This window comes from Parasedimentitalea maritima (assembly GCF_005771405.1).
Lineage (GTDB): Bacteria > Pseudomonadota > Alphaproteobacteria > Rhodobacterales > Rhodobacteraceae > Parasedimentitalea > Parasedimentitalea maritima.
This window is the reverse complement of the sequence record NZ_VAUA01000001.1, coordinates 75,501-101,805: the sequence shown is the minus strand read 5'-3', so window position 1 is coordinate 101,805 and position 26,305 is coordinate 75,501. Positions and strand designations below refer to the sequence as shown.

26 protein-coding genes and 1 pseudogene are annotated in these 26,305 nt (G+C 55.0%); 18 read left to right on the top strand and 9 right to left on the bottom strand.

Translation table 11 applies throughout. The features are described 5' to 3' along the window. Window positions 1–17: 17 nt before the first annotated feature. Both recQ and FEE96_RS00495 read right to left on the bottom strand, forming a co-directional pair. The gene (gene recQ / locus FEE96_RS00500) at window positions 18–2,066 is read right to left on the bottom strand and encodes a DNA helicase RecQ (RefSeq protein WP_138161036.1); all 2,049 of its coding nucleotides are present in this window, start codon (window positions 2,064–2,066) and stop codon (window positions 18–20) included. 124 nt (window positions 2,067–2,190) lie between these two features. Then, window positions 2,191–2,478, bottom strand: a complete 288-nt coding sequence (locus FEE96_RS00495) for a YggT family protein (RefSeq protein WP_138161035.1) — start codon at window positions 2,476–2,478, stop codon at window positions 2,191–2,193. A gap of 195 nt (window positions 2,479–2,673) precedes the next feature. Between FEE96_RS00495 and FEE96_RS00490 the strand changes: the two are divergent. The 11 genes and pseudogenes from FEE96_RS00490 (at window position 2,674) to FEE96_RS00440 (ending at window position 11,801) form a co-directional block, all read left to right on the top strand. Further along, window positions 2,674–4,037, top strand: a pseudogene (locus FEE96_RS00490) (MFS transporter). A 44-nt stretch (window positions 4,038–4,081) separates the two neighbouring features. Further along, a complete protein-coding gene (gene mepA, locus FEE96_RS00485; protein ID WP_138161634.1) occupies window positions 4,082–4,903 on the top strand; it encodes a penicillin-insensitive murein endopeptidase in 822 nt (273 codons plus the stop codon). Continuing rightward, window positions 4,876–5,784, top strand: a complete 909-nt coding sequence (locus tag FEE96_RS00480; protein WP_138161033.1) for an esterase-like activity of phytase family protein — start codon at window positions 4,876–4,878, stop codon at window positions 5,782–5,784. Before mepA ends, FEE96_RS00480 begins: the two co-directional genes overlap by 28 nt. A gap of 109 nt (window positions 5,785–5,893) precedes the next feature. Then, entirely contained in the window at window positions 5,894–6,526 is a 633-nt protein-coding gene (locus FEE96_RS00475; RefSeq protein WP_138161031.1) for a queuosine precursor transporter, read from the top strand. A gap of 57 nt (window positions 6,527–6,583) precedes the next feature. After that, window positions 6,584–7,003: an alternative ribosome rescue aminoacyl-tRNA hydrolase ArfB gene (gene arfB, locus FEE96_RS00470; protein ID WP_138161029.1), complete on the top strand. Its 420-nt coding sequence runs from the start codon at window positions 6,584–6,586 to the stop codon at window positions 7,001–7,003. Window positions 7,004–7,066: 63 nt separating this feature from the next. Continuing rightward, window positions 7,067–7,813 carry an SDR family oxidoreductase gene (locus FEE96_RS00465; protein ID WP_138161027.1) on the top strand — a complete coding sequence of 249 codons (747 nt, stop codon included), beginning with the start codon at window positions 7,067–7,069 and terminating at the stop codon, window positions 7,811–7,813. Then, window positions 7,810–8,169 carry a cupin domain-containing protein gene (locus FEE96_RS00460; RefSeq protein WP_138161025.1) on the top strand — a complete coding sequence of 120 codons (360 nt, stop codon included), beginning with the start codon at window positions 7,810–7,812 and terminating at the stop codon, window positions 8,167–8,169. The genes FEE96_RS00465 and FEE96_RS00460 overlap by 4 nt, the downstream gene beginning before the upstream one ends. A 3-nt stretch (window positions 8,170–8,172) precedes the next feature. Then, entirely contained in the window at window positions 8,173–9,198 is a 1,026-nt protein-coding gene (locus tag FEE96_RS00455; protein ID WP_138161023.1) for a P1 family peptidase, read from the top strand. Between the two features lie 115 nt (window positions 9,199–9,313). After that, window positions 9,314–9,775 carry a c-type cytochrome gene (locus tag FEE96_RS00450; RefSeq protein WP_138161021.1) on the top strand — a complete coding sequence of 154 codons (462 nt, stop codon included), beginning with the start codon at window positions 9,314–9,316 and terminating at the stop codon, window positions 9,773–9,775. Between the two features lie 146 nt (window positions 9,776–9,921). Continuing rightward, window positions 9,922–10,464, top strand: coding sequence for an isopentenyl-diphosphate Delta-isomerase (locus FEE96_RS00445; RefSeq protein WP_138161019.1), 543 nt, complete (start codon window positions 9,922–9,924; stop codon window positions 10,462–10,464). Window positions 10,465–10,544: 80 nt separating this feature from the next. Beyond that, on the top strand, window positions 10,545–11,801 hold the full coding sequence (locus tag FEE96_RS00440) for a flavin-dependent oxidoreductase (protein WP_138161017.1): 1,257 nt from the start codon (window positions 10,545–10,547) through the stop codon (window positions 11,799–11,801). Between the two features lie 66 nt (window positions 11,802–11,867). Here the strand turns inward: FEE96_RS00440 and glpK are convergent, their stop codons facing one another. From glpK to panB, 3 genes are all read right to left on the bottom strand, one after another. After that, window positions 11,868–13,352, bottom strand: coding sequence for a glycerol kinase GlpK (glpK, locus tag FEE96_RS00435; RefSeq protein WP_138161015.1), 1,485 nt, complete (start codon window positions 13,350–13,352; stop codon window positions 11,868–11,870). Between the two features lie 66 nt (window positions 13,353–13,418). Then, complete coding sequence (panC, locus tag FEE96_RS00430) at window positions 13,419–14,276, bottom strand: pantoate--beta-alanine ligase (RefSeq protein ID WP_138161013.1); 858 nt, start codon at window positions 14,274–14,276, stop codon at window positions 13,419–13,421. Next, window positions 14,273–15,112 (bottom strand): 3-methyl-2-oxobutanoate hydroxymethyltransferase, encoded by an 840-nt coding sequence (panB, locus tag FEE96_RS00425; protein WP_138161011.1) that lies wholly within the window; start codon window positions 15,110–15,112, stop codon window positions 14,273–14,275. The genes panC and panB overlap by 4 nt, the downstream gene beginning before the upstream one ends. Before the next feature lie 164 nt (window positions 15,113–15,276). Between panB and FEE96_RS00420 the strand changes: the two genes are divergently transcribed. Then, window positions 15,277–16,755 (top strand): ABC transporter substrate-binding protein, encoded by a 1,479-nt coding sequence (locus FEE96_RS00420; RefSeq protein ID WP_138161009.1) that lies wholly within the window; start codon window positions 15,277–15,279, stop codon window positions 16,753–16,755. Window positions 16,756–16,797: 42 nt separating this feature from the next. Here the strand turns inward: FEE96_RS00420 and sigJ are convergent, their stop codons facing one another. From sigJ to FEE96_RS00405, 3 genes are read right to left on the bottom strand one after another with little or no spacing between them, the layout of a single operon-like run. After that, a complete protein-coding gene (sigJ, locus tag FEE96_RS00415) occupies window positions 16,798–17,676 on the bottom strand; it encodes an RNA polymerase sigma factor SigJ (RefSeq protein ID WP_138161007.1) in 879 nt (292 codons plus the stop codon). Then, window positions 17,669–18,208, bottom strand: a complete 540-nt coding sequence (locus FEE96_RS00410) for a hypothetical protein (protein WP_246079235.1) — start codon at window positions 18,206–18,208, stop codon at window positions 17,669–17,671. The genes sigJ and FEE96_RS00410 overlap by 8 nt, the downstream gene beginning before the upstream one ends. Next, on the bottom strand, window positions 18,205–18,591 hold the full coding sequence (locus tag FEE96_RS00405; RefSeq protein ID WP_138161005.1) for a hypothetical protein: 387 nt from the start codon (window positions 18,589–18,591) through the stop codon (window positions 18,205–18,207). Before FEE96_RS00405 ends, FEE96_RS00410 begins: the two co-directional genes overlap by 4 nt. Before the next feature lie 194 nt (window positions 18,592–18,785). On the opposite strand from FEE96_RS00405, the gene FEE96_RS00400 reads away from it, so the two are divergent. The 6 genes from FEE96_RS00400 to FEE96_RS00375 are packed head-to-tail and all read left to right on the top strand — an operon-like array spanning window position 18,786 to window position 24,960. Further along, entirely contained in the window at window positions 18,786–19,733 is a 948-nt protein-coding gene (locus tag FEE96_RS00400) for an ABC transporter permease (RefSeq protein ID WP_138161003.1), read from the top strand. Next, window positions 19,730–20,545 carry an ABC transporter permease gene (locus FEE96_RS00395; RefSeq protein WP_138161001.1) on the top strand — a complete coding sequence of 272 codons (816 nt, stop codon included), beginning with the start codon at window positions 19,730–19,732 and terminating at the stop codon, window positions 20,543–20,545. Before FEE96_RS00400 ends, FEE96_RS00395 begins: the two co-directional genes overlap by 4 nt. Continuing rightward, entirely contained in the window at window positions 20,542–22,140 is a 1,599-nt protein-coding gene (locus FEE96_RS00390; protein ID WP_138160999.1) for an ABC transporter ATP-binding protein, read from the top strand. Before FEE96_RS00395 ends, FEE96_RS00390 begins: the two co-directional genes overlap by 4 nt. Further along, window positions 22,137–22,610: a GNAT family N-acetyltransferase gene (locus FEE96_RS00385; RefSeq protein ID WP_138160997.1), complete on the top strand. Its 474-nt coding sequence runs from the start codon at window positions 22,137–22,139 to the stop codon at window positions 22,608–22,610. Before FEE96_RS00390 ends, FEE96_RS00385 begins: the two co-directional genes overlap by 4 nt. Then, window positions 22,603–24,060 carry an aldehyde dehydrogenase family protein gene (locus FEE96_RS00380; protein ID WP_138160996.1) on the top strand — a complete coding sequence of 486 codons (1,458 nt, stop codon included), beginning with the start codon at window positions 22,603–22,605 and terminating at the stop codon, window positions 24,058–24,060. The genes FEE96_RS00385 and FEE96_RS00380 overlap by 8 nt, the downstream gene beginning before the upstream one ends. 3 nt (window positions 24,061–24,063) lie before the next feature. After that, the gene (locus FEE96_RS00375) at window positions 24,064–24,960 is read left to right on the top strand and encodes a DMT family transporter (protein ID WP_246079233.1); all 897 of its coding nucleotides are present in this window, start codon (window positions 24,064–24,066) and stop codon (window positions 24,958–24,960) included. A 41-nt stretch (window positions 24,961–25,001) separates the two neighbouring features. On the opposite strand, the gene pncB is transcribed toward FEE96_RS00375, so the two are convergent. Continuing rightward, the gene (pncB, locus tag FEE96_RS00370) at window positions 25,002–26,291 is read right to left on the bottom strand and encodes a nicotinate phosphoribosyltransferase (RefSeq protein WP_138160994.1); all 1,290 of its coding nucleotides are present in this window, start codon (window positions 26,289–26,291) and stop codon (window positions 25,002–25,004) included. Between the last annotated feature and the right edge of the window lie 14 nt (window positions 26,292–26,305).

Sequence of the window (26,305 nt, the reverse complement as noted above, 5' to 3'; positions counted from 1 at the left end):
TTTACATCCGACATTCTCTAATCCTCTGCCCGCAGCACATCCAAAAAGGCCGCTGAAAATCTTTCGGCCCGCCGTTCACCCAATAACCGGATAAGGCCCGTTTCGTCACCCGACCGCATTTGCGCCACCTTGGCCAGCAGGCTGGCAGAACAGCTGAGCGGTTTATCAGTGCCCTCGGCACCACGAGCCAGTTTAGACTGCGCCTCAAGAAGCGCATCATACAGCGATCCGGCGGACCGACCAGCCAACTTACGCCGGGCAGGATGAACCTCTTCGACTGCGCCATTGATCACTTCTAGGAACATGTCCCCATAGCGCTCCAGCTTTTTGGCCCCCACCCCGCCGACATGGGCCATACCGTCCAGTGTTGTTGGTCGCGTTTCTGCCATTTCGATCAGGGTACGATCAGGGAAAATAACGTAAGCCGGCACCTTTTGCGCCTCTGCCAGTGCCCGGCGTTTGGCCTTTAGCGCAGACAACAGTGGCGCGTCTTCCTCGCTCACCAATGTCTTGATCGCGGGACGACGGTTGGCTTTTTTGATAGAGTCCTTGCGCAGCGAAATCTGGGCCTCGCCCTTTAGCACCGGCAAGGCCGCTTCGGTCATTTTTAGCGCACCGTGCCGCTCGGGATCAGGGCGCACCAGATCATGCCCCATCATCTGCCGAAACACGGCCTGCCATTGCCGTTTGTCATATTCGCCACCACAGCCATAAACCGATAGCTGATCATGGCGGCGCGTGCGGATCTTGTCCGTTTCGGTGCCCGTCAAAATATCGATCAGGTGTCCCGCCCCAAACCATTCCTCGGTCCGCAATATCGCAGACAGCGCCTTGCGCACTGCGGTAGTGCCATCAAAGACTTCGGCTGGACTGTCACACAAATCACAATGCCCGCAAGGCTCGGTGGTTTCTCCAAAATACCCCAGCAGGTTTTTACGTCGGCAGTGCAGCGCCTCAGCAAGCCCCAACAATGAGTTCAACCGGGCATGATCGGCTGCGCGGCGTTCAGGCGGGGCCAATCCTTCGTCAATCTGGCTGCGGCGCAGGCGGATATCATCAGGTCCAAACAGGGTCATCGTTTCGGCCGGGGCACCGTCTCGCCCTGCCCGGCCGATTTCCTGATAATAGGATTCGATGCTTTTGGGCAGGTCGGCATGGGCGACCCAACGGATGTCCGGTTTGTCGATCCCCATGCCAAAGGCAACAGTGGCGACTACAATCAACCCATCTTCACGAGCAAACCGGGTTTCGACAACGCGCCGGTCCTCGGCCATCATGCCACCGTGATAGTGACACGCGGTATGGCCGTCATCCCGCAGCGCCTTGGCCAATGCCTCTGTCTTGGCACGGGTGCCACAGTAGACAATGCCCGATTGCCCCTTGCGCGCGGCGGCAAAGGACAAGACTTGCCGCCGAGGCCCGTCCTTGGCGGCAAAGGCAAGGTGGATGTTTGGGCGATCAAACCCGCGCAAGAAGGCACGTGGCGGCTGACCGTCGAATAGTTTCTGAACAATCTCGTCACGGGTTTCTGCGTCAGCAGTGGCGGTAAAGGCCGCCAACGGTACGTCCAACGCCTGACGCAGCTCACCAATGCGCAGATAATCGGGGCGAAAATCATGGCCCCATTGGCTAACGCAGTGGGCTTCGTCCACCGCGATCATGCTAACGCCGATACGTCGCAACATGCCCATCGCGGCCCCCGATGCCAGGCGTTCAGGGGCCATATACAACAGCTTAAGCCGCCCGGCCTCTAGAGCCTCCCAAACTGCATCGGTTTCTTCTTGGGTATTGCCGGATGTCAGCGCGCCGGCCGCGACACCCGCCTCTTGCAGCCCGCGCACCTGATCGCGCATCAATGCAATGAGCGGTGAAATCACCACTGTCACACCATCACGTATCAGCGCAGGCAGCTGAAAACAAAGGGATTTACCGCCGCCTGTTGGCATGATTGCCAGAACATTTTCACCGGCAGTCACGGCATCAACGATTTCTTCCTGCCCGGGGCGGAAGTCGTCAAAACCAAATACATCGCGCAAAAGCGGGGAAGCGCCTGGCAGGGCGGTCATGGGCAATGGCCCTCATCGTGGGAGTGGTGCTGCTCGTCTTGGCGGCACAATCTCACATGCGGAATCGGGCGGCAAGAGGGTAAGGACCGCGCCCGTTGATACAATCGGGCACGTCCTGAGTTTCTTACATAAAGCCGAACATTGTCGGAAGGATGTAGGCACGCAACGATATGACGATCAGAATTGCCACCAGCGGAGCCAGATCCAACGGGCCGGTATTGGGCAGAATGTTCCGGATGGGTTGATAAATCGGCTGCAACAACCGGTTCAGGCCGTCCCAGATCTGCCCAACCAATTGCTGGTGCAGGTTCAACACCTGAAAATTGATCAGCCAGCTCATGATGATATGTGCGATCATCACAAAATAGACCACGCTCAGAATCAGATCCAGAGGTCCGTAGATTGCCATCATTTGCACAAGTCCTTTCTCGTTTGAGTCACAGGTAAGCAGCAACCAGCCAAAGCGCAAGTCTTGCGCAGGTTTGTGGTTGACGTGAAGTTTCGATGACACATGAAAGGTTCACATCAGCCCGCCCCACATCAGGATTGGCTTGCCTAGGGGCAACCGCCCCTGTCATACCGGGTAAAAGATATTTTAGGGGCAGGTATGCAAGAGATTTCAACGCGCAAGCGTATTTGGGGCTGGTATTTCTTTGATTGGGCCAGCCAACCCTATCACACCCTGCTTGTCACCTTTGTTTTTGGCCCATTCTTTGCTGCTGTAGCGGCTGATTTCTTTATGGGCCAGGGTCTGGCAGACGAAGCAGCCAAAGCACAGGCTCAGACGATCTGGTCGCTGTGTCTGACAGTCACTGGGTTGATTATCGGATTCGGCGGACCGCTGTTGGGGGCCTTGGCTGATATTTCAGGGCGACGCACGCGGTGGGTTCTCGGATTTTCGATCATGTATGTGATCGGCGCTGGTGGGTTATGGTTCATGGATCCGGAAGGATCTAACCTGTGGTGGATGTTGGGTAGCTTTGGCTTTGGTTTTATCGGCGCTGAGTTTGCACTGATTTTTATCAACTCCCAACTACCATCCCTGTGCGGTAAAGACGACGTGGGGAAAATTTCCGGGTCCGGATTTGCCTTTGGCTATCTGGGCGGTGTGATTTCACTGTTTATCCTGTTGCTGCTGTTTGTCGAGCAAAGCAACGGCAAAACTTTGATCGGGCTGGACCCGGCATTTGGGCTGGATGCGGCAGCCCGCGAAGGCACTCGCGCAGTTGGTCCAATCACCGCCATTTGGTTTGCAGTGTTCATGATTCCCTACTTTCTGTGGGTACGTGATGGCAAAAGCACGGGTCAAAAGGGGGGGGTGGGAACGCAATCCAGCTGGTGGTGCAATCCCTGAAAAACCTACGCAATCGGCTGAGTCTGGCTAGCTATCTCGGTTCATCTATGCTGTACCGCGACGCGCTGAATGGGCTTTATATTTTTGGTGGGATCTACGCTCGGCTGGTGTTGGAGTGGGATATTCCCCAAATTGGGGCTTTTGGCATCGTGGCAGTTATTTCATCCGCATTGTTTTGCTGGCTTGGAGGCCTCGCCGACCACAAATATGGGCCCAAGCCCATTATCATTGTCTCCATCATTGTCCTGACAATGGTCTGCATCACAGTTGTCGGCATGTCACGCGAACAGTTCTTTAGCATCCCACTGTCCGAAGGTTCGACGCTCCCAGACATGATATTCTTTGGCTGCGGTGTCCTCATCGGCGGCTTCGGCGGAATCTTGCAGGCCACCAGCCGCAGCTTGATGGTGCGCCACACCAACCCAGAATATCCAACTGAGAGCTTTGGTTTGTACGGATTATCAGGCCGCGCCACCGCGTTTTTGGCACCGATGCTAATTGGGATTACCACCGCCATCACCGGCAGCGCACGCTTGGGCATATCGCCAGTGGTTGTCCTGTTTATACTGGGACTGATTCTTTTGATTTGGGTACGTGCCGAAGGAGATCAGGAGTGAAACACCTAATTGCCAGTTTGGTTTTAGTTTTCTGCGTTACGAGTATGGCAACTGCCGAGACACCGGCCAAGCAGCTGTTTGGGGCTAAGTCCGATGGCTCGGAGCAGCGGCCTGCCCCCTATGGATCATATGCCAAGGGATGCGTGGCTGGCGCTGTACAACTGCCTGAAACCGGTCCCACCTGGCAAGCGATGCGGCTTTCGCGCAATCGCAATTGGGGTCACCCCGAGACGATTAGTTTTATCGAAAAACTCAGCCGGTTTGCGGCCAAGCAGCGTGGCTGGGACGGGTTGTATATCGGTGATATCAGCCAGCCACGTGGCGGCCCGATGCTGTCCGGCCATCGCAGCCATCAAGTTGGTCTTGATATTGATATCTGGATGTTGGCCCCTGACCGTTTGGATCTAAGCCCCAAGCAACGCGAGAATATTTCATCCGTCTCGATGCGGCGAAATAACGGTGCGTTTGTGAATTCTAAATGGACACCGCAACACCACGCCCTTTTGCGCGCAGCCGCCAAAGACAAGCGCGTTGCACGGATTTTTGTGTTTCCGGGCGCCAAGGTCCAGATGTGCAAGGATGAAACTGGTGACCGTCGCTGGCTGCGCAAAATCCGGCCTTGGTGGGGACATCACTATCACTTCCACGTCCGGTTAAAATGCCCCAAAGGCGCGCGCGGTTGTACCAACCAAGCAGCCCCCCCCAAAGGGGACGGCTGTGACGCGGCACAGACATGGGTGAATGACATTTTAAACCCACCAAAGCCAAAGCAGGTTGACCCCAACGCGCCAAAGCCTAAACCTCGCCGCGAATACACACTCTCGGATCTGCCCAAACAATGCGCCTCGGTTCTACAATCAAACTAACACTTGGCCTGCTGATTGCCACTACCATGGCAGTTGTCGCCTATGCTGCAAACCTGCCGGCAGCATCCAGTAGCGCACGCTATTTGGGCAGCTATGTCTGGGATATGAACGACAGTTGGTTTGGCGGGTTTTCGGCGCTGTCGCTTGGCAGGGATGGCCGTTCAATGACCGTTCTCAGCGATCGTGCCACCCTGGCCACTGCACGCATTCGCCGCCAGGGTGGGCAGATTTCAAGTATTGAAGTCAAAACCACCCGACCGCTTCAGTCGTCTTCCGGAAAAATTTTAAAAGGCCGCATCGTTGACAGCGAAGGTCTGGCAATTGCTCGTGACGGAACAATTTACATTTCGTTTGAAGGCATTTCACGCGTGGTTAAGCACCGTAAGGCCAGCAGCCGCGCTCAGGTACTGCCACGCCCAAGCGAGTTTCGAAGCCTGCCGATCAACAAAGCGCTGGAAGCTTTGGCCATTGATAGCCGTGGACGGCTGTACACTCTGCCCGAACGCGCCTTAAACGACGACGGTCAGATCCCAGTCTGGCGTTGGAATGGTAGAACATGGTCCACCCCATTCACTCTGCCCCCATTGGGAAATTTTTTGCCCGTCAGTGCTGATTTCGGCCCTGACGGTCGGCTATACCTACTGGAACGGGATTTTGGCTTGTTTGGCTTTCGCAGCCGGTTGCGGCGTTGGGATATCACAGCTGAGGGTCCGGCTAACGAGAAGATCCTGCTTAAAACAACATTTGGCACTCATGACAATCTGGAAGGCCTGTCAGTTTGGCGTGATGACAGTGGCACGCTGCGTGCAACCATGATTTCCGACGACAACTTCTATTCCATCCAACGTACCGAGCTAGTGGAATACGCCTTGCCGCGCTGACGCCGTTTATCAGAACACTTGCCAAATGAGATCAACGCGGCTAACTGGGCCGGTCTTCTGCGTTTCGCGCAGAACAAGTCGCCGCTACCTTGTAAAAACGGGCTCAAAAATGACACGTATACATCTCCCTGGCATTCTTGCCATGGCCACGATTGTGGTCGCTTCCAATATTCTGGTGCAATTTCTGTTCGGCCAATGGCTGACCTGGGGCGCCTTTACCTATCCATTCGCCTTTCTGGTAACCGACGTGATGAACCGCGTTTATGGGGCCGGGCCTGCACGCAAAGTCGTGTTTGTCGGCTTTATTGTCGGCGTCATCTGCTCGCTGATTGGCACCCAAATCATGGGCGAGTTCGGCCCGCTGGTCACTCTGCGTATTGCCATCGGCTCTGGCTTGGCATTCCTCACCGCGCAAATGCTGGATGTGTCGATCTTTTCGGCTCTTCGTCAGGGCGCGTGGTGGCGTGCACCGCTGGCCTCCACTCTGGTTGGCTCGGTGGTTGATACCACCATCTTCTTTAGCATTGCTTTTTCCGGGGCGTTGACCTGGATTGAACCGGGAAATGACATTTCCTGGGCCGGTGAGATGCTACCACTACTGGGTACTGGCCCTGTTGCCCCATTGTGGGTCTCACTGGCCGTTGCTGACTGGATGGTGAAACTGTCGCTGGCTCTGCTGGCGCTGGTTCCATTCCGTATCATTGTCAATCGCTTGATGGCGGGACAACAATCCCACAGCTAAGAAAAAACTGCGGGCGCACTCTTTGCCAGTGCGCCCGCTCACGTTACGACGCCACTCATGTTGCGTATCAATGACTCCATCACCCTGCAGGACTGGGAACTAAGCGAAAGCTTCATGCGCGCTTCGGGCCCCGGTGGTCAGAATGTGAATAAAGTATCTTCGGCTGTTGAACTTCGGTTTGAAGCTGAACGCTCACCTTCGCTAAGTGGTCCGGTCAAGAACCGTTTGAAACGATTGGCCGGTCGCCGCTGGAATAAAGACGGCGCGTTGATTTTGCAGTGTGATGAAACCCGTTCACAACAGCGCAACCGTGACCTTGTGCGTGAACGTCTGGTGGAACTGATCCGCAAATCGCTAACCGCACCAAAACGCCGCATCGCCACCAAACCCACCCGTGGTTCAGTGCAGCGCCGTATCACCGCTAAAAAACAACGCAGTGAATTGAAAGCGACGCGTGGTAAATTCGGCGACGACTAGAACCTCTGATTGCGCCTGCCAATTACGCTGCTACCTTGCGGCCTAACTAATTGGGAGAAGATCATGCGGCTGAACGGAAAAACTGCCATTGTCACCGGTGGAGCCTCGGGGTTTGGGGCTGGTATTGTTGAGAAGTTTCTGGCCGAGGGCGCCCGGGTTATGGTTGCCGACATCAACGGCGATGCCGCTGCTAAGATGGCAGAAACCTGCGGAGAAAATGCAATTGCGCAAACCGTTGACGTGGCAGATGCCGCATCGGTTGATGCCATGGCGCAGGCTGCAATTGCCACATTTGGTCATGTCGATATCCTGATCAACAACGCTGGTGTGACTCATTTGCCAACACCATTGGACGAGGTCAGCGAGGATGATTTTGACCGGGTGTTCAACGTGAACATGAAGTCCGTTTACCTGACTGCTCGTGCATTGGTCCCCCACATGAAGAGCCGCCAATCTGGCGCGATTCTAAATGTTGCCTCTACCGCTGGTGTCAGCCCGCGTCCCAACCTGAACTGGTACAATGCTTCTAAGGGCTGGATGATCACCGCCACCAAAGCCATGGCAGTGGAACTGGCACCGCAGGGTATTCGTGTGAACGCAATCAACCCTGTTGCGGGCGAAACACCGTTGCTGAAATCCTTCATGGGGGAAGACACGCCTGAAATCCGCGCCAAATTTATCTCGACCATTCCAATCGGGCGGTTCTCTACCCCAGAAGACATGGGCAACGCAGCCTGTTTCTTATGCTCGGATGAGGCCAGCATGGTGACAGGTGTCGCAATGGAAGTAGACGGAGGACGTTGCATATGAGCCGTGTAAATTTGGTAGAGAAATTAGCCCTATTCAGCTCTCACTGGGACCCCAAAGTTATTGCAGACTATAATGGCAACGACGTCATGGTGGTTAAATTCCAAGGCGAGTATCCGTATCATTTTCATGCTGACACCGACGACTTCTTTCTCGTTCTCGAAGGAGAGATGGTGATGGACATTGAAGGCGAACCCTCGGAAATCGTGCGCGCGGGCGAATTATATATCGTCCCCAAAGGTGTGACCCATCGTCCCCGTGCAGAGAATGAATGCAAAGTATTGTTGATCGAACCTAAGGGCGAGCCCAACTCTGGTTCCGGTGACCCAGCCACTGCCGCCCCCAAGCCAAGGATCTGAAACGTGATCCCCGGCCCCAAAAACCTGATCACGGACGTTCCGGGATTAAAAGTCGGCAATGCTCAGGATGATGCGTTGAAATCTGGTGCAACCGTCTTGACCGCCGACCAACCATTTACTGCGTCGGTGCATGTCATGGGCGGTGCCCCCGGCACGCGGGAAACCGATCTGCTTGCCCCCGACAAATCTGCGGGAGGTGTTGACGCGTTGGTTCTGTCAGGTGGATCGGCCTATGGGCTGGATACCTGTTCCGGCGTAGTTGACGGACTGCGCGCGCAAGGGCGGGGTTTCAAATTGGGGCCTGCCATCATCCCACTGGTTCCTGGAGCCATACTGTTTGACCTTCTAAATGGCGGTGACAAAAGCTGGCAGAACAACCCGTACCGTGATTTGGGTCGCGCAGCCTATGACGCCGCAGATGAAGATTTTGAAATCGGGACGGTAGGAGCAGGCACAGGTGCGCTGACTTCAATGCTGAAAGGCGGGTTAGGATCAGCTTCTTTGGTTCTGGACGATGGTATAACTGTCGGCGCATTGGTCGCAGCCAATCCTTTGGGAGCAGTTACCACGCCCGGTGATCGCCATTTTTGGGCCGCCTCGTTTGAAATTGACGGTGAATTTGGCGGTTTGGGTCCGGATCCAACAGCTGGTCTGGTTGGGCCACAAGAAAGCCGCAAGAAGCAACAGATGTTGCGGCAGGCCGCAAATTTACCGCTGAGAGATGAGCGTGGGAACACCACAATTGCGATCGTAGCCACTGACGCGCCGCTCACCAAGGCTCAATGTCAACGATTGGCTACCGCCGCACATGACGGCATTGGGCGGGCTACGGTTCCGGCACACACGCCGTGGGACGGGGACTTGGTATTTGGCCTGAGCACTTCAGAGCAAACGACACCAAGTAGCGAGCCAGATCTTGCCCTGATTGGACACGCCGCCGCAGTTTGCCTGAGCAGGGCCATCGCCCGGGCGGTATTCCACGCAAAACCCGCACCCGGCGACCTACTGCCATGTTGGAAAAACTCTTGAATTGACAACTTTCGCGACATTTTAGCTGATATAGATCAAACTCGCAGCCTGACAGTTGACTATTGTGCAGCCAAGGCTCGTATTGCCAACAGCCACATGAACCGGAGCAAAAAATATGAAAACACTTATTGCAACTGCATTTATTGGCCTGCTGGCCGTGCCGGCATTTGCCGAGGGTGACATTGCCAAGGGCGAGAAAGCCTTTAAAAAATGCAAGGCCTGCCACAGCGTGACATCGGCAGATGGCGAAGCGATCGTCAAAGGCGGCAAGACCGGCCCGAACCTATTTGGCCTTCCTGGCCGCGCCGCAGGCACGGTTGAAGGATTCAAATATGGCAAGGATATTGTTGCCGCCGGTGAAGGAGGCCTGGTCTGGTCCGAGGAAACTTTTGTTGGCTTTGTAACTGATCCCAAAGGATACCTGCGCGAAGTCACAGGGGATGGCAAAGCCAAATCAAAAATGTCCTTTAAGCTGAAAAAAGGTGGCGAAGACATTTTTGCCTTCCTGGCCAGCGTTAGCCCTGCTCCCGTAGCGGAAGAAACAGAAGAAGCTGCTGAAGCACCCGCCAGCAACTAAGGTAACACCCTTTGAGCAAGTGAAAGGCCGCAGCTCGTTGCTGCGGCCTTTCGTTCTATTGCAATCACGGTCACCTGATATTAGCGATTAACTTCGACGATGCCCTTGGTGGGCCTGACCCGACTCGTAACAATCGTGGACCCGGTATGAACACAATGATTCCAGCCTGGATTGACGGCACTCTGACCCCAACAGACAAGCTGCTGGCCCATAAAAAAGGCCTAAAACACAAGGCGGTATCGGTATTTGTTGTAAAAGGGCTGGATATCCTGCTGCAACGCCGAGCTCTTGGCAAATATCACACACCTGGTCTGTGGGCGAACACCTGCTGCACCCATCCGATGTGGGACGAACAGGCCTCTGCCTGTGCTGTGCGCCGTATGCAAGAAGAGCTTGGAATTACCGGGCTTTACCCAGAGTACCGACATCGTCTGGAGTACCGTGCGGATGTCGGCAACGACCTGATCGAGCACGAAGTTGTAGATATATTCTTGGCCCATGTGCATCGACCGCTGAAACTGATGGTAAACCCGGATGAGGTCATGGACACCCGTTGGGTAAACTACCACGATTTAATCGCAGAGGTTGCCCGACATCCCGAGCGGTTCACCCCTTGGCTAAAAATATACCTGCAAAATTATGCCGACACAATTTTTGGCCCAGACTTAATCATCGCATCCAAGAACTGAACCGAGAGCAGGTCTATCTGCCGTCTTGCCCTGCTTTGTCCAATGTGCTTCCTAGATGCCCATAACTAGGAGGTATACTTATGACTATTCTCATCGCGGGTGGCGGTATCGCAGGACTGACGCTTGGGCTGACCCTGCATCAGATTGGCGTGCCTTTTCATATTTATGAGGCCACCGCCGAGATTAAACCGATGGGAGTTGGCATCAACCTTCAACCCAATGCAGTGCGCGAGTTGCTGGATCTTGATCTTGCTGACGAGCTCGACGCGATTGGGGTAAAGACCAAGCAATATGGGTTTTATTCAAAACTTGGGAAAACCATCTGGGAGGAACCGCGCGGAACTTGGGCTGGCTATGCCTGGCCGCAGTACTCTGTCCACCGCGGTGCACTGCAAATGATGCTGTACCATGTGTTGCTGGATCGTGCGGGTCCAGACTGTATCACCACTGGGGCGCGGGCTGCAGGGTTTGAAAATACCGAAACCGGCGCTGCATTACTTCTGGCAGATGGTCGTCGAGTTGAGGGAAACTTGGTTATCGCCGCCGATGGCATTCATTCCGCCCTGCGGGCGCAGATTGCACCTGATGAAGGAGCGCCAATCTGGAATGGCCGCATCCTTTGGCGCGCCACCACCCGCGCCAAGGCGCTATTAGGCGGTGCTGCCATGGTGATGATTGGCCATGATCAAGTACGGTTGGTTGCCTATCCAATTTCGGAACCTGATGAAAATGGCATCGCAACAGTTAACTGGATTGCCGAGAAGAGCTTTGATCCATCAGCACCGTGGAAGAAAGAAGACTGGAACCGCGCAGCCGATATCAACGATTTCCTACCGGATTTTGCCGATTGGAAGTTTGACTGGATCGACGTGCCTGCCCTAATCAAAGGGGCTGAAATGGTTTATGAATATCCGATGGTTGACCGAGATCCGTTGGATCAATGGACTTTCGGCAATGTCACCCTGATGGGTGATGCAGCGCACCCTACCTATCCGGTTGGATCCAACGGTGCAGGACAAGCCATCCTTGATGCTCGTATCATCGGTGCGCGTCTGATCGAGCACGGTATCACAGCACAGGCACTGCAAGCATTTGAAGACGAAGTCCGCCCCATCGCTACCGGGGTTGGTAATGCCAATCGGTCAGGCAACGGCCCCGATGGGGTGTTGCAACAGGTCGAAGATTTATGTGGTGGCGATTTTGAAGATATCGGCAGCGTGATATCTTTGGACAATCTGGCTGCACATGCCGAAAAATACAAAACCTTGGCTGGGTTTTCCATTGAAACGCTGAATGCCAAACCGCGCATCATCGCCGAAGGAGCGCGGGTCAGCTAAACAAAACGCGCCTGACCCGGTATTGTAGGTCAGGCGCCCGCCTATTCCGCGCAAGGCGAAGCAGGACTACACCCCGATCACAGCCTGTACTGCCCGTTGCCAGCGGGCATATGCCGCCTCGCGCGGGGCAACGTCCAATTGTGGTGTGAATTGACGATCCAGCGCCCAAGTCTCTGCAAACCCATCCTGATCAGGATAGATTCCAGCCTGCATCCCGGCCAACCAGGCAGCACCCAGCGCGGTGGTTTCCTGCATCACCGGTCGGTCAACCGCAGCACCCAATAGGTCGGACAGGCTCTGCATGGTCCAATTGCTGGCGCTCATTCCGCCATCAACGCGCAGGGTGACATGGGTATCCCCGCCCCAGTCGGCGCGCATTGCCTCCCACAGATCACGGGTCTGATAACCAACACTTTGCAATGCCGCACGGGCGATTTCAGCAGGCCCAGAATTGCGGGTCAGGCCAAACACAGCACCACGACATTCGGGCTGCCAATAGGGCGCGCCCAGACCAGTAAACGCAGGCACCAGCAACACATCCTGACCAGGATCAGCCTGTGGAGCCAGATCACCCGTTTGCGCTGCGTTTTCGATCACGCCCAACCCGTCGCGCAGCCATTGCACCGCAGCACCGGCGATAAAGATGGAACCTTCCAGAGCATAGGTTGGCTTGCCGTTCAGCTGATAGGCGATGGTCGTCAGCATTCGATTCTTAGACACCACTGGAGTTTCCCCAGTGTTGAGCAGCGCAAAACATCCTGTGCCATAAGTGGATTTCATCATGCCGGGTTGGAAACAGGCCTGACCGATCGTTGCAGCCTGTTGGTCACCAGCCACACCCAGAATAGCAATCTCACCCCCCAGAATATCAGCGCTGGTAGTGCCAAAATCAGCTGCACAATCTTTGACCTCGGGCAGCATTGCCATTGGAACATCCAGCAGGCTGCAAATCTCATTGCTCCATTGACCTTCGCGGATGTCGTACATCAGCGTTCGCGCTGCATTGGTGGCGTCAGTCACATGCGAAGTGCCGCCTGACAATCGCCAGATCAAAAAGCTGTCCACGGTGCCAAACAACAACTCTCCGTTCGCCGCCCGTTCACGACTGCCGGGTAAAGAGTCGAGGATCCATTTGAGTTTGGTACCCGAAAAATAGGGGTCAAGCAGCAAGCCTGTCTGATGGCTGATCGACGCCTCATGACCTGCATCACGCAGATCTTCACATATCCCGGTGGTCCGCCGATCCTGCCAGACAATGGCGTTGTGGATGGGTTTGCCGGTTTCACGATCCCACACGACGGTGGTTTCACGCTGGTTGGTTATACCAATACCCGCGATTTGGGATGCCGTGATCTCGTTTTCAGCCATCACCTGCCGACAGGTTTCAACCGTTGTATTCCACAGGTCTTCGGGATCATGTTCAACCCAACCCGCCTGAGGGAAGTGCTGCGTAAATTCCTGCTGAGCGCTACCAACAACCTGCATCTGAGCATCAAACAAAATTGCCCGTGTCGATGTGGTGCCCTGATCGATTGCCAGAATATTGCTCATGTCCGCCCCTCCAAAACGTTTCAGAGTGGACACTAGCCGTAAATCCGCTACCGCTACCAGTCCTTACTAATTATTTAGTACAGGAACTTCGATGTTGTCGATCAAGCGGATGCCATCCATCCATGCCGCCACCAGCAAACGGGCGGGGCGGGTTGGTGTTTGCAACAATTGCAGGCGATCCTCGCAACGCAGGTCAAAGTATTCGATATCGGTAAAACCCAATGCTTCCAATTTACTCCGGGCCTCATCCGCCAAGGGGCCAAACCCTTCCCCCCCAGCCAGCCGAGCAGCGACCTGTTGCATGACCGGATACAAGCCAGCCGCCCGATCCAGTCCTTCGGCAGAGAGGCGCAGATTGCGCGAAGACATTGCAAGGCCAGATGGTTCGCGCACTGTGGGGCAGCCGATCACCTTAATCGGGATATCCAGATCCCGCGCCATGCGTTTGACAACCATCAATTGCTGAAAATCTTTTTGGCCAAAATAGGCCCGATGCGCCCCGGTTTGCAGGAATAGTTTAGCCACCACAGTTGCCACACCGTCAAAATGCCCGGCGCGGAACTCACCCTCTAACACATCGCTCACACCTGAGACCGACACGTTAGTCGCGTAACCATCTGGATAGATCTGGCTGCCGTCAGGAACATAGATCACGTCCACATTATGCCCGGCCAGCTTCTCGGCATCTTGATGTTCGGTACGCGGGTAGTTGGCCAAATCCGCTGCATTGTTAAATTGTCGTGGATTGACAAAAATGGTCACGATCACACGATCACAATCAGCACAGGCGGCCTCAACAAGTGACAAATGACCGGCATGCAACGCCCCCATAGTGGGAACCACTGCCACGCTCTCAGCCGCACGGATCCACGATGCATGTTTAGCGCGCAACTCGTTCAGATTGCGCAAGATAGGTGCTGTCATTTCTTGGTACTCTGCTTAGGGGCCTGATCGCCAAATACATGTTCAGCTGCGGGGAATTCCCGCGCCCGAACTTCGGCGGCATATTCAGCAATAGCGGCTTCGGCTGAATCGCCAAGGTCGGCATATCGTTTTACAAATTTCGCTTTGAATGCAGTGAAGAAACCCAACATGTCATCTACCACCAAGATTTGCCCGTCACATCCTGCGGACGCCCCAATGCCAATGGTTGGGATTGAAACCTCGGCTGTAATTTGATCGGCCAAACGTTGCGGCACCTTTTCAAGCACCACTGAAAATGCCCCGGCATCGGCCACCGCTTGGGCATCGGCCAGTACCAAATCACCCTGCTCTTCCCGGCCTTGCACCTTGTATCCACCCAGCGTGTTGACGGATTGTGGTGTCAAACCAATGTGCGCCATGACAGGAATTCCGCGCGCGACCAAAAACCGGATGGTTTCAGCCATCTCCACTCCGCCCTCCAGTTTCACGGCTGCAGCACCGGTTTCTGCCATCAATCGGGCGGCATTGCGGAACGCCTGTTGCGGGCCCTCTTCGTATGAACCAAACGGCATATCTATGACCAACATCGCATGGTCCAAACCGCGTGATACCGCCTGACCGTGCAGGATCATCATCTCCATCGTCACACCCAGTGTCGATGGCAACCCGTGCAGCACCATGCCAAGGCTATCGCCGACCAACACAAAATCACAATGACGGTCCATCAACCGCGCCATGGGAGTCGTATAAGCCGTTAGGCTGACGATAGGTTGGTTGCCCTTGCGGGCACGAATATCATCGGCTGTCATAGCTGATTGTTTGGATGTCGCACTCATTAGCAGTCGTCCCCGTTCGAATAGCGCACGACTACCAAGTAACGCGGCGTGCTTCTAGTGCGCCAAATGCACCCATGGTCTTGATTACTTAACGCAAAGCAGGAACACTCAACGACAAAGCGCTGGGATTAAATGGCGCGAACAACCAGACGGGGAGTTTTGTTATGTCATTCAGATCCATCATACTTGCGGCCAGTTCGGCCTTGGCGCTGACCGCGGGTGCGGCCGCCGCGAAGGACTCGATTATTGTAGCGATGCAGTTGGAGCCGCCCCACCTGGACCCGACCAGTGCAGCAGCTGGCGCAATTGACTCGGTGCTTTATTCCAATGTTTTCGAAGGTCTGACCCGGTTTATGGGCGATGGCGCTGTGGTGCCCGGACTGGCCGAAAGCTGGGACATTTCCAGCGATGGGCTAACCTATACCTTCAAATTACATTCAGGTGTCATGTTCCACGATGGCACTGCCATGGACAGTGAGGATGTAAAATTCAGCCTGGATCGCGCACGCGCTGAAGACAGCACCAACGCACAAAAGGCACTGTTTGCAGGTATCACCGATGTTTCGGTTGTCGATCCACAGACCGTCACGGTCACCTTGGCCGAGCCAAATGGTAACTTCCTGTTTAACCTGGCCTGGGGTGACGCGGTTATCGTCGCGCCTGAAAGCATCGACGACATCAAAACCAATCCAGTTGGGACAGGAGCTTTCAAATTTTCCAACTGGGTTCAGGGTGACAAAATTGAGCTAGCCAAAAATGGCGACTATTGGGGCACTCCGGCAGTTCTGAATAGCGCAACCTTCAAATTCATCAGCGATCCGACTGCGGCCTTTGCAGCTGTCATGGCCGAAGATGTCGACGTGTTCACTGGTTTCCCTGCTCCAGAAAACCTGCCCCAGTTTGAAGCCGATCCCCGGTTTCAGGTTCTGGTCGGCTCGACCGAGGGTGAAACCATCCTGTCGACCAACAACCAGCAGCCACCCTTTGATGATGTCCGCATCCGTCAAGCTGTGGCCCATGCCATCGACCGTCAAGCGATTATCGACGGCGCTATGTTTGGATATGGCACCCCAATCGGTAGCCACTTTGCGCCACACAACCCTGCCTATGTCGATCTGACCGGTAACTCTGCCTATGATCCAGCGAAGGCAAAGGCACTGTTGGCCGAAGCGGGTATGGCCGATGGGTTTGAAACCACACTGCACCTGCCACCGCCTTCCTATGCGCGTCGCGGTGGAGAAATCATTGCCGCACAGCTGGCCGAAGTTGGAATCAAAGCTGAGATCATCAATGTGGAATGGGCCCAATGGCTGGAAACAGTATTCCGTGGCAAAGATTTTGGCCTGACCATTGTCAGCCACACTGAACCTATGGACATCGGTATTTATGCCCGCTCTGAGTACTATTTCCAGTACGACAACAAGGGCTTCCAGGAGTTGATGACAGGCCTGAATGCCACCACTGATCCTGGCAAGCGAATTGACCTGATGCAGCAGGCGCAAACCATCCTATCCGAAGACTACGTGAACGGATACTTGTTCCAGCTTGCCCAACTGAGTGTGGCCAAAGCCGACGTTCAGGGGTTGTGGACCAATGCGCCCACTCAAGCCACAGACCTGACGGCCGTAAGCTGGGCCAAGTAATACCTTTAAGAGCAGTTCAAGGCCCCGGAAACGGGGCCTTTTTCAGTTCAATGCAGCCAGTTTTTCGGGTGCGCGCATAATGTACATCCATGCTACCTGTCCCTGCGTGTCGGGCAGCAATGTAATGATATCTTCGATCCTGTCGCCTACACAGTGCATGAGCGCTGGAAGATTATTGGCAAAACAAGGGACAATCCGCCCACCAGGTTGTCCCAACGTTTTGGCCGCAACTGACAACATGACCAATCCGATTTCCTCTGACCCAAGCAGCGGCCGACGAGCGGCGCGCACAGATGGGCCGCCGTCTGTTATCGCAACAGCGTCTGCTGCTAGCAATTTGGTGACAGCATCAAAGTCTCCGTTAGAAGCCGCCGTAAAAAATTCCCCGATCAGAGTTGAGATTTGGACGTTGGACACATCAAATCGTGGCCCGCTGTTGTGAACACGTTTACGGGCGCGACTAACCAACTGACGGCAGGCGGCCTCGGACTTACCCAAGGTTCGAGCCAGATCAACATAGGCCACATCAAAAGCCTCGCGCAGGATAAACGCCGCCCGTTCCGTTGCATCCAACCGTTCCATTGCCCAAAGCAGAGCCAATCCACAGTCCTGAGCTTGAATAAAATCCGCTTCAACCGTGCGCTCAGCTGTGACGACCAGTGGTTCGGGCAACCATGGACCGACATAGGTTTCCCGCCGCCGCTGTGCCGCGCGCAAGGCATCTATGGCGATGCGGGTGGCCACTCGTGTCAACCAGGCCTCGGGGTTCTTCACCGCATCCCGGTCTGTACCAGCCCACCGCAACCAAGTGTCCTGAACGGCATCTTCGGATGCTGCACGTTCACCTAGCATACGATAGCAGATCGAAATAAGGCGTGGCCGATGCCGTTCGAACTCCCGAGTCGCGTCATCATTACTCATTCAGAACCAGCTCCTCTTGTTTACCAAACCTTAGACGACTGCAGGTCGCCCCGTGCCCCAATGACCTTTTGAAAACAGGATAGAACCGCCCCGATGCCGAAGCATAAGCAACCGCAACAAGCCCTTTGCGCCCGAACTTCTTTGTAATCTCTTGTGCCATCCGGTCAGTTTCTAAATCGCCAGCAATGGCAGCAACGGCAAACCTATATCCCAACCCCACATCCCCGGCCAGTTCACTGTACCCATCTGCACAGGTCCGCAATTTTTCCGATGACACGCCAGTATCGATCGACATGTCGATCACCAGCTGCGCGCAGGGTCCACAATCCCCATCCAATGTCGAAGCCAAGAGTGCACCTGCAATCACCTCATCAGCATTTTTCAAACCGCGGTAGCCAATTACCGCCGGATACAAAGCCAGTCGCGCTCCGGCAGATCTAGACACGTCAATCACGTCTAACATGTAGGAAACATCATATTGGTATTTCCGACCAAAGGCACGCGTAGCGCGTTGCAGGAACCAGCGGATCATCGGTTCATCTCCTTATTGCGGAGGCGCACAATCATAGACACGGCCAACCACGCCGGGAGCTGGATTCCGATCAAATTACTCAAGGCGATCAGATCCATGGGCCCGCCCCGCGCACCCCAGATCCAAAAATGAAACACAGCATGCATCACCGGCCAAGCCACCCCAAACACACAAGCGGTTTGGTCCTGCCGCAAAGCGCCCCAAATCAATCCACAGCCCGAAACCAAAAAGATCATAGCGATGTCGCGGACGAAATGCAGGTTGAATGCCCCCGTCATTACCACTCCGGGGGTCAACTCGTACCAGAGTTCTGGTGCCAGCCACATCAACACCCCTAACCCCCCAAAATATGCCCCAATTGCTAGCAATACAGATCGCACCATCAGATCTCTCCTTTTGCCAATCAGACGAGGGAGAACCTGCTTCTGTGACAGCAAAGTCAAAAAAATGATAAAGGCGCGTATCACGCACCAAACACCCCTTAAACCGTTAACAATATACAGTTTTCATAAGTGCCCTTGCGTTTCTTTCTTCATAACTCTGGACGTTGGCAAAACCCGCTCCTAACGTGACGGTAATGTTACGCTATTCCGTCAAACGTCTCTTCTCCCTAATCCTCAGTCTGGCTGTTGCCTCACTGGTGATTTTCTTTGTCATCGAAATCGCACCCGGCGATCCGGCTTCCTTTATGCTGGGTATCAATGCACAGCCCGACACAGTGGCTGCACTGCGTACTGAATTGGGGTTAGATCAGTCCAAGTTCAGCCGTTATGCGGCTTGGGTCGGCGGCATGCTAAGTGGTGATTTTGGAACCTCTTACACCTATCGCACCCCAGTAGCGGAAATGATCGCGGACCGGTTGTGGGTGTCGCTACCGCTAGCGCTGTATGCGCTGGCCCTATCAACATTGATAGCCTTTCCTGCAGGTATTTACGCAGCCGCACGTCGGGGAAAGGCAGGCGATATGGCAGTGATGGGTGCAACTCAATTGGGTGTGGCTGTGCCAAACTTCTGGTTTGCGATGATGTTGGTGCTGATCTTTGCTATCAACCTGCGCTGGTTCAACGCTGGAGGTTTTGTCGGCTGGGACGAAGGCCTTCTAGCCGGGCTACATTCACTGACACTGCCTGCCATTTCACTGGCATTGCCACAGGCCGCAATTCTGGCGCGGGTCATGCGCTCGGCACTGCTGGACATACTGGGTGAAGACTTTATGCGCACCGCCCGCGCCAAAGGATTGAGCCGCCGTCAAGCCCTGTGGCGGCATGGGCTGCGTAATGCGCTAATCCCGGTGCTGACTATCATCGGGTTACAGTTTTCGTTTCTACTGGCCGGTGCCATCATCATTGAACAGGTTTTCTATCTGCCGGGGCTGGGACGTTTGGTGTTTCAGGCAATCTCAGCCCGTGATCTGATCGTTGTGGAATCGGTGGTCATGCTGCTGGTGTTTGCAGTGATCACCGTGAATTTCCTGGTTGATCTGGCCTATGCAGCCGTAGATCCGCGACTTAGGAGCCGCACATGAGCCGAAATCTGATCCTTGGCGGAGCGTTGTCGGCGCTGGTGTTGCTGGCGGCAATGGTGTCCTTTGTCTGGACACCGTTTGATCATACCACGATGGATATCCCTTCAAAGCTACAGACCCCCAATGCAATCCACTGGTTGGGCACGGACCACTTTGGCCGCGATATATTCTCGATGATCATGGTTGGTGCCCGTACCTCTATTGCGGTGGCTCTTGTCGCGGTTGGCATTGGTATGAGCATCGGGGTGCCGCTGGGGTTAGCTGCCGCCGCCCGTAGTGGCAGCTGGCTAGACGAGCTGATCATGCGGGGAAATGATCTGGTGTTTGCCTTCCCGTCACTGGTCATCGCTATTCTGATCACTGCTATTTTTGGCGCGGGTGCGGTTAACGCGATCATCGCCATTGGTATTTTCAACATCCCTGTCTTTGCCAGGATCACCCGTGGTGCAGCCCTGTCGCTGTGGCAGCGCGAATTCATTCTGGCAGCCCGTGTAGCTGGCAAAAACGCTGCTCGCATTTCTGCTGAACACATCCTGCCCAATGTCGCCAACCTATTGATTGTACAGGGCACGATACAGTTTTCATTGGGCATCTTGGCCGAGGCCGGACTGTCTTATGTTGGACTGGGCGCGCAGCCCCCTACCCCCAGTTGGGGCCGAATGCTGGCGGATGCACAGACCATGGTCAGCTTTGCCCCGCATTTAGCGCTGATCCCGGGCACGGCCATCATCCTGACCGTTCTGGGCTTAAACTTGATGGGGGATGGGCTACGAGACTGGCTGGACCCCAAACTGCGGGTGGCCCGGACATGAGCCTACTTAACATTCAAAACCTGACGCTATCGATTGGCGACAGTGCCATCCTGAAAGATGTCTCTCTTTCGGTCGCCCCGGGTGAGATCGTCGCGGTCACTGGCGAAAGCGGATCGGGAAAGTCTATGACCGCGCTAGCCGTGATGCAGTTGTTGCCTGAATTGGCGCAGGCCAACGGCACGCTCTCGCTGGACGGCATCAATCTATTGGAACAAAGCGAGGAGCAGTTATGCGCTTTGCGCGGTGCCTCCATCGGGATGGTGTTTCAGGAACCCATGACAGCGCTGAACCCCGTCAAAACGATTGGCGATCAGGTGATGGAGACCATCCTGATTCACAAAGCGATGTCATCAGCCAATGCGCGCCAACATGCACAGGAGATGCTGGAACGTGTTGGCCTGCCCGCTGACCGGTTTCCACTAAGCCGCTTTCCCCACGAGTTATCCGGCGGTCAGCGCCAGCGAGTGGTGATCGCAATGGCCATCGCCCTTCGCCCAAAATTGCTAATCGCTGACGAACCAACGACGGCACTGGACGTGACCACGCAGGCTCAAATCCTGGCCCTTCTAAAAGATCTGGTACAAGACTTTGGCATGGGGCTGTTGATGATCACCCATGATCTGGCGGTGGTCGCCGACCTGGCTGATCGCATTGTAGTGATGCGACACGGAGAGGTCGTAGAAAGCGGGACGACTCAGGGATTGTTGGCCAACATGCAACATCCTTATACCCGGATGCTGTTTGCGGCATCAAACCATCAGGTCGCGTTACCACCTGCCCCAGCACCTAAGCCACTGCTACAGGTCAAAGGCGCAGTCCGTGACTACCGCCTGCCGCGTAAGTCGCTATTTGGTGCGCCCGGCCACTATCGCGCGGTCAAGGATGTCAGTTTCACCTTGAACCGAGGGGAGCGGCTGGGGTTGGTGGGCGAGTCTGGCTGTGGGAAATCGACCCTTACACGGGCAATTCTCGGATTGGAACCGTTGCAAGGCGGTGAAATTCTGTTGGACGGTGGTCCTATCGGCATCAATCAATCTGCTGAACAGCGTCGTAAAATGCAGGTGGTGTTTCAGGATCCATTTGGTAGTTTCAATCCGCGCCACCGGGTTGACCGATTGATCACAGAACCCTTTCATCTGTTGGACAAGCCCCCCACAGGCAGCTCTAGACGTGACTTGATCGCTGAAACTCTCACTGCAGTTGGGCTATCGCCTGATGATGCCGCCAAGTTTATCCACCAATTTTCCGGTGGGCAACGCCAACGCATCGCCATTGCACGCGCCTTGATCACACGCCCAGAGTTGATCCTGTTTGATGAAGCTGTCTCGGCACTGGATGTGTCTGTACGGGCGCAAATTCTCGATCTACTGGCCGAGCTGTGCAAATCTTATGCGCTGACCTATCTGTTCATCAGCCATGACTTGAACGTGGTGCGGACGATTACGGATCGGGTACTTGTGATGAAAGCCGGTGAAATTGTTGAACAAGGTGCTACCGAGGCCGTATTCACATCACCAAAACACGCCTATACTCAGTCGCTCTTAGCTGCTGCACCAGTTTTACCTGACCTTGGTAAAGGGGCTATCGTTGCATGACCCTGTCATTGACCCTGATTTTACCACGTGAGCGTGCCCAACTAGCCGCTGCGCTGGCGCCTTATTTCTTTGAAATAGCCCCCACCGCCCCAATGAACCCGGATGACCGGGCTGAACAGGTGCTACACCGCAAGGATGTTACAGCGTTCTGGATCAACAATGGAGGCTCCCGTATTGGTTTTGCCATTGTCCTAAACCTGCCCGAAGACCGCCGGGAACTGTCTGAATTTGCAATTTTCCCAAAACACCGGCGCCAAGGGCTTGGATATCAGGCGGCGCAAATCCTGTTGCAGGAATTTCCCGGGCGCTGGCGCATGGGCCTCTCCGCCCATTCCAAGCAAGCCGCCGCCTTTTGGGGGACTTGCCTTAGCGGTATGCCCGGCGTGCGCGATCTGCGCGAAGGGGCCCCCTTTTCTAAACACCAGATCAAAAGCTACACTTTCGATATTGCAGGACCAAACAATGACTGACGCTACTCCCCTATGGTTCAATCCCACCACCTGCCTGATTGGCGGCGAATGGGTCAGCCCTACCGACGACAAGACACTGACGTTAGTGAACCCATCGGATGGTAGTGACATTTGTGAAATTGCGCGCGGTGGGCCAAGTGACATTGACGCCGCAGTGCAAGCCGCAGAGGCAGCCTTGGATGGCGACTGGGGCCGGATGACCGCATTGGAGCGTGGCCGTATTCTGACCCGCATCGGTCAATTGGTGCTGGAGCGTGTTGATGAACTGGCAGCGCTTGAGGCGATGGATGTTGGCAAGCCACTGACCCAGGCACGGGCAGACGCTGTTGCACTGGCACGGTACTGCGAATTTTACGGCGGTGCCGCTGATAAGGTACACGGAGAAACCATTCCCTACCTGGATGGCTACACCGTCTACACCCTACGCGAACCGCATGGGGTGACGGGCCATATTGTCCCTTGGAACTATCCGATGCAAATCATCGGTCGCTCCGTTGGTGCAGCCCTGGCGATGGGCAATGCCTGTGTGTTGAAACCTGCCGAGGAAGCTTGCCTGACAGCGCTGGCTTTTGCCCACATTGCAGTAGAAGCAGGATTGCCCGCTGGCGCCTTGAACGTGGTGCCAGGACTGGGGGCAGAAGCTGGCGCCTCGCTATCATCACATCCAGGCGTGCATCATATTTCATTCACCGGTTCTGTGGCTACAGGTGCATTGATCCAGCAGGCGGCTGGTAAAAACGTTATCCCCGTGACGTTGGAGCTGGGCGGCAAATCACCTCAGCTGGTTTTTGATGATGCAGACCTGGATGCAGCGCTGCCGTTTCTAGTCAACGCTGGATGTCAGAATGCCGGCCAGACCTGCTCGGCCTCCTCTCGTATTCTGGTGCAGCGTGGTGTCTACGACGAGGTCGTCACACGTATGAGTGCGGCCTATGGCGAATTGACCGTTGGCCCAGCCACAGATGATTTGCGCGTCGGGCCACTGATTTCAAATCGACAAAAGCAGATCGTTGAGGGGTTCCTTGAAAAAGGATCGGATCTAACTGTGGCAGCACAAGGGGTTATCGTAGACGGGGCGCCAGACACCGGGGCCTATGTACGCCCGACGTTATTTAAAGATGTCCCCTCTGGTCACTCCCTAGCGCGGGATGAAATCTTTGGTCCAGTGCAGGTCATCATCGTCTTTGACACCGAAGAAGAAGCTCTTGAGATTGCCAATTCCACCGACTACGGCCTTGTCGCCAGCGTATGGAGCCGTGATGGCGCCCGGCAAATGCGGTTGGCGAAAAAGCTGCGGGCTGGACAGGTGTTCCTGAACAACTACGGGGCCGGAGGTGGTGTTGAACTGCCATTTGGTGGAGTTGGAAAATCTGGCCATGGCCGCGAAAAAGGGTTCGAGGCGCTGTATGGATTTTCGCAGCTGAAAACAGTCGCAGCGCACCATGGCTAAGCCTTGAAGGCCTCGGTTGGACTTGCCATCACGCTGGCACTGACGGCAGTGATCCTGTTCGATGTCATGGGTCTGATTATTAAACATCTGTCGCCCCGTTATGGTGCGGCAGAACTATCTGCCTATCGCAACTTCTTTGGCATTTTTCCTTCGGTCCTTGCCCTTTGGTCATCACGCCAGTGGCACGCATCTGGTCGCCCCTTGCGATTGCGACAATGGAAGCTTGGATTGATGCGCGGGCTTTACGTCACGGTGGCGCAGTTCCTGTTTTATTACTCACTGGGCGTCCTGCCTTTTGCCACCGCGTCAACCATCACCTATGCCAATGCTATTTTTGTCACTGCCCTTGCCGTTCCCCTACTGAGTGAACGCGTGGGTTGGATACGCTGGGCAGCGGTCTTGATGGGGTTTGGCGGTGTCATCATGGTCATGCAGCCCGGCAGTGACAGCTTCACTTATGTTGCAATTGCCCCTCTGGGGGCGGCGTTTCTGTACGCACTTGCTGGCGTAACCGCGCGGTTAATGGACACGGACGTCCCCAGCCCACTAATCAACCTGTACTCTACGATTGCCGCCCTGATAGGATCTTTGTGCCTTGCTCTGGCGATTGGAAATTTCCCCCCAATTGCAAGCCTGTCCGATTTGTTCTGGATCTTTGCCATGGGCGCGGTAGGTGGCACGGCTGTGTTGTGTATGGTAGTGTCATACCGAATGACCGAACAAAGTAATCTGGCACCCTTCAGCTATTTCGGCATTCCAATCGCCTTTGTCCTCGGGTGGATCTTCTTTGACGAGACACCTTACAACGCGCTGTTTCCCGGCGTATTTCTGATAATTGGCGGTGGATTACTGGTCATCTGGCGCGAACGACGACTGCGCGCCGCCTCTGCCCTAGCGTAGCTGGGAGACAAATCCTAAACGTCAGCCAAGCTGGGTGATGTTTAGACTACCACCTTAATCCGTTCTTGCTCACCAACGCCAAACACCCGCTTATACCGAGCGATCTCATCCTGCGGGCCCATTGCTTTTTCCGGGTTATCCGACAGTTTGACTGTGGGGCGTCCATTGGCCGACACAGCTTTGCAGACTACAGAGAACGGCGCCAAGCCATCGTTTGGCACCAAGCCACGGAAGTCGTTGGTCAACAGGGTACCCCAGCCAAAGGACACATTGACCCGGCTTGCGAATTTTTTCTGCAGCTCGGCAACTTTTTCTACATCCAAGCCATCCGAGAAAATCACCCGTTTTTGACTGGGGTCTTCACCACGCTGCTGCCACCAATTGATCGCTGCCTCGGCGGCCCTAGCAGGATCACCACTATCGATACGAATGCCTGTCCAGCCAGCCAGCCAATCAGGTGCACGATCCAAAAACCCCTGGGTTCCATAGGTGTCTGGAAGGATGATACGTAGGTTACCATCATGTTCTTCATGCCAATCCGACAGCACGTCATAAGGTGCCTGCGCCAATGCGACATCGTCCTGGGCCAGCGCAGAATAGACCATTGGCAGTTCATGTGCGTTGGTGCCAATCGCCTCTAGCTCGCGGCGCATGGCAATTTTACAGTTGGAAGTGCCCGTGAATTTGTCACCCAACCCTTCGCTCATCGCCTGTACACACCAATCCTGCCACAAGAACGAGTGACGTCGACGGGTGCCGAAATCCGCAATCGACAACCCATCGATTTGGCGCAGGCGCTCGATTTTTTCCCAAACTTTAGTCATACCCCGAGCATAGAGAACCTGGAGCTCAAACCGATCCATATTGTTCAAAACCGCACGACTGCGCAGCTCCATCAGGACCGCGAGAGCGGGAATTTCCCACATCATCACCTCGGGCCAACTACCCTCAAAGGTCAATTCGTACTGGTCGCCTTTGCGCTCTAAATGGTAGGCGGGCAAACGCAAGTTTTCGAACCACTCCATAAAGTCTGGACGGAACATTTGCCGTTTGCCGTAAAAGGTATTGCCTCGCAGCCAAGTACTTTCACCACGCGACAACGACAGGGTCCGAATGTGGTCCAATTGCTCCCGCAGTTCACCCTCGTCGATCAAATGGGCCAGCGGCACATGCACCGAACGGTTAATCAGCGAAAACGTCACCTGAGTGTCGGGCTTATTGCGGAACACCGACTGGCACATCAAGAGTTTATAAAAATCGGTATCGATCAACGATCGCACGATCGGATCAATCTTCCATTTATGATTATAGACCCGGGTAGCAATATCCACAGGCGACCTCATGC

Excerpts from the sequence above, each read along its gene's own strand:
- mepA (WP_138161634.1), top strand. The coding sequence starts at position 4,082 with ATGGCAACTGCCGAGACACCGGCCAAGCAGCTGTTTGGGGCTAAGTCC.
- FEE96_RS00475 (WP_138161031.1), top strand. The coding sequence starts at position 5,894 with ATGACACGTATACATCTCCCTGGCATTCTTGCCATGGCCACGATTGTG.
- FEE96_RS00405 (WP_138161005.1), bottom strand. The coding sequence starts at position 18,591 with ATGGTGCGATCTGTATTGCTAGCAATTGGGGCATATTTTGGGGGGTTA.
- panB (WP_138161011.1), bottom strand. The coding sequence starts at position 15,112 with ATGAGTGCGACATCCAAACAATCAGCTATGACAGCCGATGATATTCGT.
- FEE96_RS00460 (WP_138161025.1), top strand. The coding sequence starts at position 7,810 with ATGAGCCGTGTAAATTTGGTAGAGAAATTAGCCCTATTCAGCTCTCAC.
- FEE96_RS00410 (WP_246079235.1), bottom strand. The coding sequence starts at position 18,208 with ATGATCCGCTGGTTCCTGCAACGCGCTACGCGTGCCTTTGGTCGGAAA.
- panC (WP_138161013.1), bottom strand. The coding sequence starts at position 14,276 with ATGACAGCACCTATCTTGCGCAATCTGAACGAGTTGCGCGCTAAACAT.
- FEE96_RS00395 (WP_138161001.1), top strand. The coding sequence starts at position 19,730 with ATGAGCCGAAATCTGATCCTTGGCGGAGCGTTGTCGGCGCTGGTGTTG.
- recQ (WP_138161036.1), bottom strand. The coding sequence starts at position 2,066 with ATGACCGCCCTGCCAGGCGCTTCCCCGCTTTTGCGCGATGTATTTGGT.
- FEE96_RS00445 (WP_138161019.1), top strand. The coding sequence starts at position 9,922 with ATGAACACAATGATTCCAGCCTGGATTGACGGCACTCTGACCCCAACA.
- FEE96_RS00465 (WP_138161027.1), top strand. The coding sequence starts at position 7,067 with ATGCGGCTGAACGGAAAAACTGCCATTGTCACCGGTGGAGCCTCGGGG.
- FEE96_RS00440 (WP_138161017.1), top strand. The coding sequence starts at position 10,545 with ATGACTATTCTCATCGCGGGTGGCGGTATCGCAGGACTGACGCTTGGG.
- FEE96_RS00390 (WP_138160999.1), top strand. The coding sequence starts at position 20,542 with ATGAGCCTACTTAACATTCAAAACCTGACGCTATCGATTGGCGACAGT.
- FEE96_RS00480 (WP_138161033.1), top strand. The coding sequence starts at position 4,876 with ATGCGCCTCGGTTCTACAATCAAACTAACACTTGGCCTGCTGATTGCC.
- FEE96_RS00385 (WP_138160997.1), top strand. The coding sequence starts at position 22,137 with ATGACCCTGTCATTGACCCTGATTTTACCACGTGAGCGTGCCCAACTA.
- FEE96_RS00450 (WP_138161021.1), top strand. The coding sequence starts at position 9,314 with ATGAAAACACTTATTGCAACTGCATTTATTGGCCTGCTGGCCGTGCCG.
- arfB (WP_138161029.1), top strand. The coding sequence starts at position 6,584 with ATGTTGCGTATCAATGACTCCATCACCCTGCAGGACTGGGAACTAAGC.
- sigJ (WP_138161007.1), bottom strand. The coding sequence starts at position 17,676 with ATGAGTAATGATGACGCGACTCGGGAGTTCGAACGGCATCGGCCACGC.
- FEE96_RS00420 (WP_138161009.1), top strand. The coding sequence starts at position 15,277 with ATGTCATTCAGATCCATCATACTTGCGGCCAGTTCGGCCTTGGCGCTG.
- FEE96_RS00380 (WP_138160996.1), top strand. The coding sequence starts at position 22,603 with ATGACTGACGCTACTCCCCTATGGTTCAATCCCACCACCTGCCTGATT.
- glpK (WP_138161015.1), bottom strand. The coding sequence starts at position 13,352 with ATGAGCAATATTCTGGCAATCGATCAGGGCACCACATCGACACGGGCA.
- FEE96_RS00495 (WP_138161035.1), bottom strand. The coding sequence starts at position 2,478 with ATGATGGCAATCTACGGACCTCTGGATCTGATTCTGAGCGTGGTCTAT.
- FEE96_RS00400 (WP_138161003.1), top strand. The coding sequence starts at position 18,786 with ATGTTACGCTATTCCGTCAAACGTCTCTTCTCCCTAATCCTCAGTCTG.